Annotated in this window: 13 protein-coding genes; 9 read left to right on the plus strand and 4 right to left on the minus strand. The window is 56.8% G+C overall.

Annotated features, from left to right (window positions below; all coding sequences use genetic code 11):
• Positions 1–5 precede the first annotated feature (5 nt).
• The 6 genes from EU556_RS10810 (at position 6) to EU556_RS10835 (ending at position 6,795) form a co-directional block, all read left to right on the plus strand.
• On the plus strand, positions 6–848 hold the full coding sequence (locus EU556_RS10810) for a phytoene/squalene synthase family protein (protein ID WP_135434022.1): 843 nt from the start codon (positions 6–8) through the stop codon (positions 846–848).
• A gap of 72 nt (positions 849–920) precedes the next feature.
• Positions 921–1,394 carry a hypothetical protein gene (locus tag EU556_RS10815; RefSeq protein WP_135434024.1) on the plus strand — a complete coding sequence of 158 codons (474 nt, stop codon included), beginning with the start codon at positions 921–923 and terminating at the stop codon, positions 1,392–1,394.
• A gap of 171 nt (positions 1,395–1,565) precedes the next feature.
• On the plus strand, positions 1,566–2,759 hold the full coding sequence (locus EU556_RS10820) for a carboxypeptidase-like regulatory domain-containing protein (RefSeq protein ID WP_135434026.1): 1,194 nt from the start codon (positions 1,566–1,568) through the stop codon (positions 2,757–2,759).
• Between the two features lie 169 nt (positions 2,760–2,928).
• A complete protein-coding gene (locus EU556_RS10825; protein ID WP_135434028.1) occupies positions 2,929–3,777 on the plus strand; it encodes a 4-hydroxy-3-methylbut-2-enyl diphosphate reductase in 849 nt (282 codons plus the stop codon).
• Positions 3,778–3,828: 51 nt separating this feature from the next.
• On the plus strand, positions 3,829–4,581 hold the full coding sequence (locus tag EU556_RS10830) for a fatty acid desaturase (RefSeq protein WP_135434735.1): 753 nt from the start codon (positions 3,829–3,831) through the stop codon (positions 4,579–4,581).
• Between the two features lie 132 nt (positions 4,582–4,713).
• On the plus strand, positions 4,714–6,795 hold the full coding sequence (locus tag EU556_RS10835) for an ATP-binding protein (protein WP_135434030.1): 2,082 nt from the start codon (positions 4,714–4,716) through the stop codon (positions 6,793–6,795).
• Here EU556_RS10835 and EU556_RS10840 read toward each other — a convergent pair.
• Positions 6,779–7,513 (minus strand): LytR/AlgR family response regulator transcription factor, encoded by a 735-nt coding sequence (locus EU556_RS10840; RefSeq protein WP_135434032.1) that lies wholly within the window; start codon positions 7,511–7,513, stop codon positions 6,779–6,781. The two genes, EU556_RS10835 and EU556_RS10840, sit on opposite strands and share 17 nt — an antisense overlap.
• 278 nt (positions 7,514–7,791) lie before the next feature.
• Between EU556_RS10840 and EU556_RS10845 the strand changes: the two genes are divergently transcribed.
• Positions 7,792–8,361, plus strand: a complete 570-nt coding sequence (locus tag EU556_RS10845) for a hypothetical protein (protein ID WP_135434034.1) — start codon at positions 7,792–7,794, stop codon at positions 8,359–8,361.
• Between the two features lie 73 nt (positions 8,362–8,434).
• Here EU556_RS10845 and EU556_RS10850 read toward each other — a convergent pair whose 3' ends face one another.
• The 3 genes from EU556_RS10850 to EU556_RS10860 form a co-directional block, all read right to left on the minus strand.
• A complete protein-coding gene (locus EU556_RS10850) occupies positions 8,435–8,824 on the minus strand; it encodes a heavy-metal-associated domain-containing protein (RefSeq protein WP_135434036.1) in 390 nt (129 codons plus the stop codon).
• A 114-nt stretch (positions 8,825–8,938) separates the two neighbouring features.
• A complete protein-coding gene (locus EU556_RS10855) occupies positions 8,939–11,233 on the minus strand; it encodes a TonB-dependent receptor (protein WP_135434038.1) in 2,295 nt (764 codons plus the stop codon).
• A 101-nt stretch (positions 11,234–11,334) separates the two neighbouring features.
• Positions 11,335–11,784: a hypothetical protein gene (locus EU556_RS10860; protein WP_135434040.1), complete on the minus strand. Its 450-nt coding sequence runs from the start codon at positions 11,782–11,784 to the stop codon at positions 11,335–11,337.
• A gap of 393 nt (positions 11,785–12,177) precedes the next feature.
• Between EU556_RS10860 and mraZ the strand changes: the two genes are divergently transcribed.
• Both mraZ and rsmH read left to right on the plus strand, forming a co-directional pair.
• On the plus strand, positions 12,178–12,651 hold the full coding sequence (gene mraZ, locus EU556_RS10865; RefSeq protein ID WP_135434042.1) for a division/cell wall cluster transcriptional repressor MraZ: 474 nt from the start codon (positions 12,178–12,180) through the stop codon (positions 12,649–12,651).
• Positions 12,648–13,580 carry a 16S rRNA (cytosine(1402)-N(4))-methyltransferase RsmH gene (rsmH, locus tag EU556_RS10870; protein WP_167855538.1) on the plus strand — a complete coding sequence of 311 codons (933 nt, stop codon included), beginning with the start codon at positions 12,648–12,650 and terminating at the stop codon, positions 13,578–13,580. Before mraZ ends, rsmH begins: the two co-directional genes overlap by 4 nt.
• Positions 13,581–13,593 lie beyond the last annotated feature (13 nt).

Below are 13,593 nucleotides of genomic sequence, written 5' to 3' on the forward strand. Positions count from 1 at the left end.
CCGCAGTGGACCACGTTGCCCTTTTCACGGAAACCAGCCTAGCGTGCAGCAAGCTTATCACTACCCGGTATAGTACGTCGTTTACGCTGGGCATCCGCACCCTCGACAGTCGATTCCACCTACCCGTGTACGCGGTGTATGGCTGGGTGCGCTGGGCCGATGAAATTGTGGACACTTTCCATGCCCACGACAAGGCAGCCTTATTCGCTGACTTCCGCCGCCAGACAGATGAAGCCCTGGCCACTGGCCTAAGCCTCAACCCCGTGCTGCACGCCTTCCAGCATGTGGTGCGCCAATACAGTATCGACCGAGAGTTTATTGATGCCTTCCTGTACAGTATGGAAATGGACCTAGACGACCGGAGCTACAATCAGTCGTTGTATGAGCGGTACATCTATGGCTCGGCGGAAGTAGTAGGGCTGATGTGCCTGCGTATTTTTTGCGAGGGAGATGAGGCCCAGTTTGAGCGGCTGCGCGAGCCAGCCCGACGCCTCGGCTCGGCCTTTCAGAAGGTAAACTTTCTGCGTGATATTCGCTCTGACTACGAGGACCGCGGCCGGGTCTACTTTCCCGGGGTGCAGTATGAACGCTTCACCGATGACGTGAAACGCGAGATTGAAGCCGACATCCGCGCCGATTTTGAAGCTGGTTACGCTGGCATCGTGCAGTTGCCACGGGCGGCCCGGTTAGGTGTGTACCTGGCCTACGTGTACTACCTAAAGCTTTTTCATAAGATAAGGCAATTGCCTGCGGCACGAATATTGGGTGAGCGGGTGCGCGTTCCGGACAACACAAAAATCTTATTGTTGCTAGGTTCGTACTTTCGATACCGCCTACGGGCTATCTAGTCACGAATACTTCTGCTCGTGAAGCACTTAATTGCCTTTTTTCTTACTCTGCTCTTCTCAACCTCCCTTTCCGTGTCAGCTGACGTATCACCATACTCCGTTTCCAATCTTCGCCGTCAATACCAACAGGCTGCTGCCAGCAAGGAAGGAGGAGAGAAATTTCATAAGCTCATGGCCGCCTATAACCAGCAGGATGCGGTGGTCCTGGCTTACAAGGCGGCGTCCGAAGCCATTCGGGCTCGTGATGCTTCTATGTTCAACAAGCTCACGTACGTGCAAAATGCTAGCAAGCTGTTTGACCAAGCCGTGAAGCTAGATGCTTCTAATCCTGAAATTCGGTTTCTGCGCCTTAGTGTAGAAAGCAACTTGCCATCCTTCCTGGGGCTGAGCCAGCATGTGGAGGATGACCGCCAATTTTTGGTGCAAACCCTGCTGCAACACCCCAAATCAGGCCTCGACACGGAGACCTTCACCATTGTGCGCAGCTTCATGGTTGACCGGGGACACGTTTCCGATGAAGATGCCCAAAAGCTCACGCAGCTGTAAACAGCAGATGGCCTGTTGATTAAACATAAGAACAGAAGCTCCCAGTTTGGGGGCTTCTTTGGGTTTAGGCCCGCCGCACGTAGCCCTTCATACCACCCAATAGGGTAACCAGTAGCTTATAGGCCTAGCACTGCCCGCAGCAGTGCTAGGCCACCCCACTCACTAGTTCTGATGAAACAACTAATTATTCCGGTTTTATGCACCTTCGCCACGGTGGCGCAGGCCCAGCAAGCAATTGTAAAAGGGAAGGTAGTAGATGAGCAAAAGCGCCCGATACCGTACGCCAACATAGGCTTGCCGGGCAACGAGCCCGGCACTGCTACCAATGAGGCCGGCGAGTTTAGCCTGCGGGTGCCTTCCTTGCCCCAAAAACTAACCGTGGTAAGCATGGGCTACACCCCCACTACCATTGAAGTAACAACCATTGCAGCTCAAACCATAGTGCTGCCCACCAGCAACGTAGCCCTGCCGGAGGTGCGCGTCCGCAACCCCGATCAGGTTGCCACTGAGTTGGTGCAGCGGGCATTTGCCCAGCTGCAGCGCCATGCTCGGGCAGAGCAATACGGTAAAGCCTTCTACCGGCAGAAGGAACGGCACAATGCCGAGTACAGCGAATTCCTGGATGCCTTTTACAATGTGCGCTTCACCAACAAAGAAGTAGTAGGGTGGGAGCTGGAACAGGCGCGTTATGGCCTAGTGCCTGATAAGTCGGGCGTAGACATGACCAACTTTTCGGCTGCTATTCGCCTGATTCCGGTGTTTGAGCCCAAGCCCAGCCGCCGCACCCTGGCAGTGCCCCTGAGCCCGCTGGCCGCCCAGCAGTTTACCTTCCATTTGCGCGAAGTACTGCAGGACAAAGACCAGGAGACGGCCGTCATCGACTATGCCCCGCGCCAAGACCTGGGCCAACCCGGCACGGAAGGCACGCTCTACATTGACATGGAAACGGCCACCTTGCGCCGGCAGGAGGCCCGCGTGCCCATCGGCGACCTGATGAGCTACCAGTTTGGGGCTGGCACCACGCTGCAGGCGCAGACCTTCAAGATGGTGTCTGATTTCTCCCCCGTAGCCGACTCGCTGAGCCGGCTACAATCGGTGCGGGCCGAGCAGACTATTGTACTCAACTACCAGAACAAGCCCGATACCACCCAAATAGCTGGACAATTATTTTTTTACCAGTATACCGGCAAGCCCTCCGGAAAAGCGTATAAGAGCGTAGGCGTAAACTACAATGACCTGAAGCAGGTGATGAAACAGCGTTACGACTCATCGTTCTGGCTGAATCGGGAGGTGCTACGTGCCAGCCCGGTTGAGGAGCGCGTGATTCGAGACATGGAGCAACGCAAAGCATTCGGCTCGTTCTAAATTCTGAACAGGCTGGGCACTTGGTAGCCTCGTTCGTCGTTTTGAGTTGGGTAATGTATGCTGCGCCTGAGCACATTGCGCTTCACTTTCCCATCCTGAGAGAGTAGAAGGCTGCGTATATTTAGCCAATTGCAACATTCCGGTTATTGTTGTGGTTACTCCGTTAGCTATGCCGTACCACCTGAGCGTCCGTATTGACCCCAACTCCGGCTTTTGCTTCGGCGTAATCTATGCCATTCAGATGGCCGAAGACATTCTCGACGAACAAGGCTACCTCTATTGCCTCGGCGATATCGTGCACAACGATGAGGAAGTAGAGCGCCTGGAGCAACGGGGCCTCCGTATTATCGACTATGACCAGTTTACTGGCCTACGGGATGAGGCCGTGCTCATCAGAGCGCATGGGGAGCCACCAAGCACGTATCAAACTGCGCTGGAAAACCGCCTGACCCTGATTGATGCCTCGTGCCCCGTGGTATTGAAGCTGCAAAACCGCATCAAAACCAGCTTCGATAAGAAGGACAAGATCTTCATTTACGGCAAGCACGGCCACGCCGAGGTGCGTGGCCTGCTAGGCCAGACCAGCGGGGAGGCCGTGGTGTTTGAGAATATTGATGAGCTGCTAGGCCACGAGCTACCAGATAACATCACTCTCTACAGCCAAACTACCAAAAGCACCGACTCCTTCTACCGCATCAAGAATGAGTTGGAAACCCGGGGCTTTCAGGTAAATGCCAACGACACTATCTGCCGGCAGGTGAGCAACCGCGACAAAGACCTACGGCGGTTTGCTCAGCAGTTTGATCAGATTGTGTTTGTGTCGGGCACGAAGAGCTCCAATGGTAAAGTGCTCTATCAGGTGTGTAAAGACACCAATGCCGCCACCCACTTTATCTCGAAGGTGGATGAAATTTCGCCCGACTGGTTCCTGCCCGGGCAGTCGGTGGGGATTTGCGGGGCTACCAGCACGCCTATGTGGCTGATGGAGCAAGTGCGCGACGTGCTGTTGGCACTTTAGCCCGTGGCTGCGTCAAAGCTCTCTGTTTAGCAGTTTAGTACCAGGCCCATGATGCCCACTTCTTCCACCGCACCTCTGCCGCCCAGCTACTCTGCCCGGCGGGTGAAGCCGGCGCCCCTGGCCTACAAGGGAGTGGTGGCAGCACTCCTGATAATTGGGGCCTGGGCGGGGCTGCTCACGTTTCTGCTGGCGTACTACGAGCCCAACTGGCAAACTCCCTGGCCTTACCTGCTGGTCTTGCTGCAAACGCATCTGTACACCGGTCTGTTTATTACGGCCCACGATGCCATGCACGGGGTAGTAAGCCCCAATAAGCGCCTGAATGATGCTCTAGGCCTGTTGACAGCTCTATTATTTGCCTTCAACTGGTTTCCTCGGATGCTGCCCAAGCACCACGCCCACCACCGCCACGTAGCCACCGAGGAAGACCCCGATTTTCATGACGGCAAGCACCCGGGGTTTCTGTTCTGGTTTGTGCGTTTTGCCTGGAACTACGTAACGTGGTGGCAGGTGCTACTAATGGCCCTGACCTACAACCTGTTGAAGCTGATATTTCCGATGGCCAATGTCATAGCCTTCTGGATGGTGCCGGCCGTGTTGGCTACGTTGCAGCTCTTTTACTTTGGCACCTATCTGCCCCACCGCGGCGAGCATGCACCTGATAACCCGCACAAATCGGGTAGCCAGTTCCGGCACCACGTCTGGGCCTTCGTGAGCTGTTATTTCTTTGGGTATCATTATGAGCACCACGACCAGCCCTATCTGCCTTGGTGGCGCTTGTGGCGGGCTAAGCACGCGGGGTAAGTAGTAGGGAAATAGTTGGTTAACTCCAGGCCTACGGGTAAGCGCAGTAAGCGGATGTTTGTATATTGGGCACTGGGGTAACAGCGGCGTTGACAGGCTAAAGCGGTTCCTCCGAGCTAAACCGCTGCCCCCATGCCCGCTTGTATTGGCCTTGCACAACGCCGCACGCACCCGCCCACACTGTGGAAAGTGCTGCTAGGCCTATGGTTGTGGGCGGCCGGGGCGGCTCAAGCCGAGGTCCCTGCTCATCAGGGGCAGCCCGACTACGGACGCCCCGCTCACTTGAAAGCATTACGCCAGGCCACCCAACAGATTTTGCAGGCCCGGCAGGACCTCGATACGGCGCAATGGATTCAGGCGCATGTGGTGGCTGGGAAAGCCAGCCAACAACTGAGTCGCTACGCCTCGGCGGTGTATCACTTTAGGCGGGCCCTGCAGCTTTCCCCAATAAATGCGCAGGGGCAAGCCGCTACTTTGTCTCTGCTAGGCAATGCCCTGCGAGCGGAAGGTGACACGGGAAATGCGAGAGTAGTCTACCAACGGGCGTTGTCGGCTTTTCAGCGCCAGGAAAATGCGGTAGGTAAGGGAGAGATGTATCAGCAGCTTGGCGAGTTATACGGCAGTGAAAACCAGTGGCGCCGTGCCCAGCTCTGCCACGAGCAGGCCCTGCAAGTCTGGAGAGCTGCTCATGACTCGGCCAGAATTGCTGGCTCACTTCATGATATCGGCCGCGCCCACCACCACCAGCAGCAAAACAGCCGGGCTTTGTATTATTTGCAGCAAAGCCAGGGCATAGCTCAGCACCTCCACGATAGTTTACGAGTGGGAGAGGCACTCAGAAGCACTGGCCAGATCTACCAGGATTTTGGCAATTTTGAAACGGCAGCCGTTTTCTACACGCGTGCTCTGGCGAACTTCCCGAAAGCGGCCTCGCCGGTAATAACGGCCACTACCTGGTGGGCGCTGGGGGCTATGCATGATTCTCTAGGCCAGCATACTACTGCTCGGGCTTCCCTTCAAAGTGCGCTGGCGGCCGCGCGCCAAGCAGGCTCCAGTGTGCTGCTCCGCAACATCTATTTCTCCCTCGCCGACCTGCACCAGCGCGACCAGCGGCCCACGGCGGCCCTGCAAGCACTTCGGCGCTATGTAGGCCTGCAGGATAGTGCTCTCGCAGAGCAGCGTGAAAACCAGATTGCAGAACTACAACTTCGTTACGAATCAGAAAAGAAGGAGCGCGAAATACAGCTACTGACCAAAGACCAGCAACTGCAACAAGCCAACTTGCGGCGGCAAACATTGCTGCGTAATCTGTTGGCAGCCGGAGCAGTACTCTTACTGATGACCGTGGCCGCGTTATACCGAGCCCACAAGCAGCAGGAGCATATCAACCGGATACTCGAGCGGAAAAATGCCGCAATCAGTCAGCAGAAAGAAGTGCTGGACCGGCTGAATCAGACCAAAAACACTCTTTTTTCGGTTATCTCGCACGACCTGCGCAGCCCACTGAGTTCCCTGTACTCTTTGCTCTCGTTGTTAAGTTTAGGCACATTGCCGCCCGCCCGTCTGGCGGCTCATGCTGCCCGCCTGTCTCAAACGCTCGATAACACGTCGCGCCTACTGGATAACCTACTTAATTGGTCGGCGTCGCAGATGCAGGGTGACGGGGGCACCAAGCCAGAACGGCTGCGCCTAGATGTGCTGATTTCGGAAGCCCTGGAGCTGATGGCGGATGATGCCGAGCGCAAGCAGGTGCGCCTACTCAACGAGGTGCAGGAACCTTGCCCGGCCCGCGCCGATTTGAATATGACCCGCCTTATTCTGCGAAATTTGCTGGGCAATGCCTTAAAGTTCACTCCCGCGGGGGGCACTATCACCGTGTCGGCTACGAGGCTGCCTTCACTGTGGGAAATTGCCGTACAAGATACCGGCGTAGGCATTTCACCGACCGGGCAGCGCAAAATTCAGGAGCAGAACGAAAGCTACTCTACCCCTGGCACCGACCAGGAGCGTGGGGTAGGCCTAGGCCTGCGTTTATGCAAAGAATTTCTGGAGCGAAACAGCGGTGAGCTTTCCTTCCAGAGCACGCTGGGCAAAGGCTCTACCTTCCGGTTTACGCTGCCCGCAGCAGAATCTAAAGCCCCCAGGACTGCCATGAGGGTGCTGCCGCAGGAAGATACCAATGAGGCAATTACCTCCGCTAGTGTCGCCGGATAAGTGTCCGGTTTACAATGCGTTCCGTTACTCGCTCCCGATAAGTCTGGCCTAGGGGCAGGGCGTGGCCGCCAACCTTCAGTTCCAACGCGCTAACCGTTTCAATATGGGCCGCATTGACTAAGTACGAACGGTGGGTTCGGATGAACAGGCCCGGGGGTAATTGCTCCTCTAAGTTCTTAAGGTTGACTAGCGTCACGTGCGTGCGGCCGTCGGAGGTGTTGATTTTGGTGAAGTCTTTGAGGGCTTCAATGTAGAGTACATCCCGGTAGTGCAGCCGTACAAACTGGGCATCAGTGCGAATGAAAAACGAGCCTAGGCCAGTCATGAAATCAGTCTGCAGCTCTTGGTCGGCGGAGTTGGCGCGCAGAATGCTAGCCACTTTGTTGACGGCTTTCAGGAACCGGTCGAGGGAAATTGGCTTCAGCAGAAAATCAATAACATCCAAGTTAAAGCCTTCCATGGCGTACTGCGGATAAGCCGTCATGAGCACCACCAGAGGAGGTTGCTGCAGGGAGCGTACCAGGTCGATGCCGCTGAGGTGGGGCATGGTTACGTCGGAGAAAAGAACCTGAACCTGGTTGGTCATCAAGTACCGATGTGCATCCAGTGGATCGGTGAAGGCAGCCTTCACATCCAAGATATCGGTCATGGCTACATACGCCTGGAGGAGATCCAACACCAGTGGGTCATCATCAAGGAGTAGACACGTAATTTTCATAGGAGGGGAGGAACTAAAGAGCGGAGTCAATATAAAAATATAAACACGATTTATACTATTATTTATAAGAAGATAACAATGTTCGACTGGCTATAGGGGCTGTCGGTCTACTATTAAGCTCACTCGCTCTACTTTAAGGCATTGGTTTGTCGGCAATTAGATATCTTATCAATGCGCTTTCAGTTCGTCCTTGCTCTTGTTCTTGCGTAAGCAAGAGATGATCCTGATTCTCGAGCACTGCGTTTTCGTGCCTATGCGTACCTGCGAACCCTCTGGCTATGAACCGAACGTATGCTTTCCCGCCCCAGGCCGGACCGCCGGTAGTATTAGGCGTAGACCTCACAATTGCCAAGCATGAGGGCTTACGCCGCTCGTTGCAGTCAGCATTTGGCGTGAGTACGCGGGCCATCAATCTGCGCATTGATCCGGGCATGGATCTGATTTTCTTGTGCGAGACAACCCTTCCCAGCTCCTTACCGTGCTTATCAGCCATCAGGCACGCTAACGTTACGGCAGTGCGCTTGCGCGATGCCCGTTTGGTGTGGACGCCGGATTCAGAGCACCCCATTGGACGAGGTACGCCCACCCTGGGGGCGTTGGAAAGCGGGAGTTGCTTCCTGATGGCTAACAACCGTAAAGTTCTGATTGCCTCGTTTTCGCCGCGGTTAGTACACCCCACCCATGTGGAAATGGAGAAGCAGGAGCAACTGAACCTGCTAGAGTTCCTGCGCGCCGACACATTTACGCTGGAAGTTTCGGGCACTAACCGCCGCCGTCTTACTCGCCCGCTCAACTTTAGTGTGCTGCTTTCTTTTGAAGTGCAGGTGGCACCCGGGGCTTCTGCCTAGGCCTGTGGGCTAGCAAAAAGAAAGCCCCACAGTAGCCAAGCTACTATGGGGCTGTAAAGAGAGGAGGCGCTACTTAATGCTTGCCGTCGGTATGCACGGTGTTGGTTTTTTTGCAGCACTCAGGCAGTTTATCGTAAGCGCGGGCGTCGGCAGCTAGTTCATCGGCATCATAGCCCGTGCGCTGCACGGCGGTACGTAGGGCCGCGGGGGTGGTTTTCTCGGGGCGGTAAGTCACAGTCAGCACCTTCGAAGGCACATCGAGGTTGGCCGCTTGCACGCCTTTCTCGTAGGCCATGCTCTTCTCTAAGCGAGCCTTACACATGTCGCACACGGCCGAAGTCTTGAACTGCACTTGCTCAGTGGCAGCGCCGCCCTTGGCTTTGGGTTTCGTGTCTTGAGCGAAAGTGCTCTGCGAAGAAACTAACAGGAGAAGTGCGGCTACGAACGATGAAAGGAGTTTCATAACTGAAAGAAAGTGAATGGGCTAATACCCTTGAGGTTGTAAAACACGAGTGGCCTAGGCCTAGTTCGGTAATCGAAAAACTGTGCCAGTTGCGCCAAAAGACGCTATACCTGGTTAGTCAAGCTTGAAGCGGACGCCCAAGTACGTGAGGCGGCCGTAGGTTGGTCCCCACACCATGGCAGCATCGAAAGCAGGACCAAATGGTGCGTAAGCGCCCGATATAGGGTTGGGCTGACGGTAGTTTGCCAAGTTCTCAACCCCGGCGTATAGGTCCCAACGCTTGAAGGCCCGCGTGAGCTGGGTATTGAGCAAGGCATAACGGGGCGCTTCCGCCAGCGACATATCGGGCATGCTGCCGCCATGGTGGTCCATGCTACCTGGCGAAGGAGCCAAGGGGCGTTTACCAAAACCCTGCACCGTGAAGTCGGCCCGCCATTTATCGAAGGCAGTAGCGTAGGCCACGTTTAGGAACAGGCGGTTCTTGGGCGTAAGCGGTTTGGGTAGCAACTCACCGTTATAAGTGGTGCGCACATCGAGGTACTTATACGCAGCTTTAGCCTGCAGACCTTTCACGGGCTCTACTTGTATTTCCGCCTGGAAGCTGCGGGAGAACGAACGTCCGCCGGCCTCCAGGTTGCCAATAATGAGACGGTCAGCCAGCGTATAAGGGTCGGCCACCACCTGGTTCTGAAACTCAGTGTGGTAATAGTCGGCAATGAAGGTGGCCGGGCGTCCGAAGGCGTTGAAATACTGCGTGAAGCTGCCGCCCAGGTTCCAGGCCTTTTCGGGGCGCAGGTTGGGTGCTACAACAAACTCCCTCGAGCTAACCAGCATGCCGCTGTTTTCGGCAATAGGGTTGGCCGTGCGGAAGCCCCGGCCGGCGGCCACGCGCAGCACGGTGTTTTTGGTGGCATCATACTTCACGTTCAGGCGCGGCGTCAGGTACCAGCCGTACAGGTTATGGCGGTCGAGGCGTAGGCCAGTTACTACCGTGAGGTTGCGGGCATTCTGGTAGGTGTACTCGGCGAAAGCACCCGGCACCCGCTCCAGGCGGTTCCGGTGCTCCCGGGCGTAGCGCTGTTCGGCCGTTTCATTCGGATACAGCAAGCCCGAGCGGTAGACTTCCCGGTAATCATCGTGCAAGTAGCTCAGGCCGGTACGGTAGGTGTGCGCTGTGGTACCGATTACACTTTGGAAAAGCAGCGTCGCTAGGCCTGTCTGCTGGTTGCCATCGTACGTGCGCCGCCCGTACGTGGAGTTAAAATCATGACTGGTGCCGGTCAGCAGCAGGCCTAGGCTTTGATAAGGGCGGCCCGGCCAGGTGTAGCTGGTTTTAGCGTAGCCGTTGTAGCGGTCGGTGGTTTGGGTGGTGCCGTAGTAGCTGCCGGGGTTTTCTTCGCGGAAGGCTACTTGCCCGCCCTGGCGCGTTTCGCGCAGGGCACCTAGGCCTATCTCCGTCACTAAGCCCTTGCCCGACTTGTACTTCCACTTATTGAACACGTTGTACTGCGTGGCCAAGGGCAGGTCGAGGAAGCCGTCCTTGTTCCGGTCTACGCGGGCGCCTAGGTGGTCGGTGTGCAGGAGCAAGGCCGTGCTCACCTTTTTGCTGATGGGCGTGGCCAGGTTCAGGTTAAGGTCGAATTTGCCGAGGTCGTTGCCGTAAGCATTGAACAGCAGCCGCTCTGCCGTGTCGGGCTCTTTCAGCCGGATGTTTACCTGCCCCGAAATGCTCTCGTAGCCATTCACCACCGAGCCCATGCCCTTGATGATGTCGATGCCCTCAATCCAGGGGCCTGCCAGGTAGCCCAGGCGGTAGGGCGTAGCCAGCCCGCGTAGCGCCGGCAGGTTGTCAATGGTCAGCAGAGAGTAGGCCCCATCTAGGCCCAGGAGCTGAATCTGCTTGGCGCCGGATACGGCATCGGTGGTTGAAACCTCCACGGAGGCGTTGGTTTCGAAGCTTTCGGCCAGGTTGCAGCACGCCGACTTGGTCAGGTCGCGGCTAGTAATAACCTGGGTGTTGGTAGGCGTGATACCGGAGTAGGAGAGGGCGCGGCCTTCCACGGTTACCTCGCCTAGCTCCGCCGTCCGGCGCAAGGGCAGGCGCAGGTAGCTGTTGCCACTCACTTGCACGGTGTCGGGGGTGTAGCCCAGAAAGCTGATGATAAGCTGGGTGGTAGGGCGAGCGGGGCGCACCAAGGAAAAAGCGCCCTTGTCGTCGGTAGTAGTGGCTTCAGTGGTAGCGTCCAGCCAGCGCACTACTGCACCCGGAATAGGCGCATTGGAAGCTGCATCGAGCACCTGTCCGCGGACGGGAGCCACGGAAGGGTCAAGGGTTTGGGCTGACGCAGCAGCAGCGTACAGCAGGAAGCTGGCCAGTGCCAGCTGCCGGAGCCCGGAAAAAGGATACATATCGTCGGGAGTTAAGCCATACTTTCCAAAGAAAGGAGCCAACTGCTAAGGCCAGCCGACTCCAGGCCGCTCAAGCACTGAGCAGCCAATGGAAAGGTGGCCTAGACGATAAGCGTGCAGACGAACGTAAGGAGGGTGCGCCCTGCGCGGAGTGGGGGCGAAGCATCACCCGCGTGCCAGCGGGCCGCGCCCTTCAGCAGGGGGGCAGCCGGTGCGCTAGGCCACTCGGAAGAAGATAGCCACACCGGGAGTACCGCCGGTACCAGGGATTTAACCCAGGTCAGCTCCGGCGAAGGAGAATCCAGCTTATGGAAATGAGCGCCAAACTCACAGCAGCTGCTCTTTACCTGTGCTTTAGGCGTGGCGTGCGAGCCGCCTTGCTCAGCAGCCGGAGGGGGACAGCCGTGGTGAGCGGGCGTGAAAATTACGGCCGCCGTATGCGTGCCACTCACTCGGCAGGTGTGTTGCTGCACCGTCAGGCCCACCGAAGCGGTGAGCACGAGCAGGGCCAGCCAAGCGCTGAAGAGCCGATGAGTGAGTGGGTGTTTCATTTCGACCCAAAGATACAACGAAAGCCCCACAAAGGTGCGTGCAGGATGTGGTCTAGGAGGTGCGAGATTCCTGCCCGTACCGTTGAGCTACGAGTCGGGCCATAGTTGCGGAGCATCTAGGCCAGTGGGTCAGTAATAGGATGTTATGCTAGGCGGGTTTTGCAGAGAAACAGATGCAAAGCTGCTGGGCTGAGTGAAGACTGACATTCTGTCAAACCTTGTGCTTACTTCTACTACTCCTTACCACGGAAGAGTAACAGAAGAAGGAAAAACCGCATCTAGTTGCTGGAAATGGCGTATTAGAGCGGTGGTAGAAAATGGTAAATCGTGGTTGCCTTTTCTAGGGCATTGCGTACTTTTGCTATATCCCGTTCCCACGCCTATTGCGCAGCCATGAACCTTCTCTCCGGCGAATATGAGTGCAAGCTCGACCCGAAAGGGCGGCTGGTACTACCCGCCAAAGTGAAGGCGAATCTGCCCGAGGCTTCGGGGAACCAGCTGGTGTTGGTGCGGGGCTTTGAACCCTGCCTCGTGTTGTACCCCCGCGCCGCCTGGCGCGTGATCCATGAGAAAGTGATGGCCCTCGACGAATTCAACGAGGAGTACCGGCAGTTTCAGCGCAACTTCTTCCGGGGCATGACGGAAGTGGAGCTCGACAACATTGGGCGGTTTATGCTGCCCCGGACCATGCTGCGTTACTCGGGTATTGAAAAGGAGGCCATCATCGTTGGCTTAGGTAACCGGTGCGAAATCTGGGACCCTGAGCGTTACGATGAGTTCCTGATTAAAGACCAACAGAGCTTCTCCAAGCTCGCCCAGAAATTTCTTACCACTGAACCTGGCCCCGGCGGCCCCCTGGCCGCATGAGCGTGAACAACTACCACAACGATACCGCCTACCACCGCCCCGTGATGCTGCGCGAGTGCCTCGAAGCCCTCGACCTGCAGCCCGGCGGCCGCTACGTGGACGTAACCTTCGGCGGGGGCGGCCACTCCGCTCGCATCCTGGAGCACCTGACCACCGGCCACCTCTACAGCTTCGACCAGGATGCTGATGCGGAGCGTGAAGCCGGGAACCTGGCCCGTCCGCAGTTCACCTTTATCCGCAGCAATTTCCGCGACCTGCACGCCGAGCTTCAGCGCCACGATGCCCTACCCGTAGACGGCCTGCTGGCCGACCTAGGCGTATCGTCGCACCAGTTTGATACACCGGAGCGCGGCTTCAGCACCCGTTTCGACGGGCCGCTGGATATGCGTATGAACGCGGAGTACGGCACCACCGCCGCCGATATTATTGCCGACTATTCGGAAGCTGAGCTGCACCGCATCTTCGGGATGTACGGGGAGGTGACCAATGCCCGCACCTTAGCGGCTACCGTAGTTGCTGCCCGCCGCGGGCAGAGCATCACCACTATTGCGGCGCTCAAGAAAGCTATTGCCAGCTGCACCCCACGCGGCAAAGAAAACAAGTACCTGGCTCAGGTTTTTCAGGCCTTGCGCATTGAGGCCAACGATGAAATGGCGGCCTTACAGGAAATGCTGACGCAAACGGCACAAGTATTGCGCCCCGGCGGCCGACTGGTAGTGATGAGCTACCACTCCCTGGAAGACCGATTGGTCAAGAACTTCATGGCGAAAGGAAAATTCTTCGGCGAAGCCGAGAAAAACCTCTTCGGCCACACCAACACTCCCTTTGAGGTGCTCACACGCAAACCCGTGGAAGCCTCAGCGGAAGAGGTAGCCCTCAATCCCCGGGCCCGGAGCGCTAAGCTTCGGGTAGCGGTCAGGAAAGAGTAGCGCAATTCACCGC

This window comes from Hymenobacter fodinae (assembly GCF_004745825.1).
In the GTDB taxonomy this organism is placed as follows: Bacteria; Bacteroidota; Bacteroidia; order Cytophagales; family Hymenobacteraceae; genus Hymenobacter; species Hymenobacter fodinae.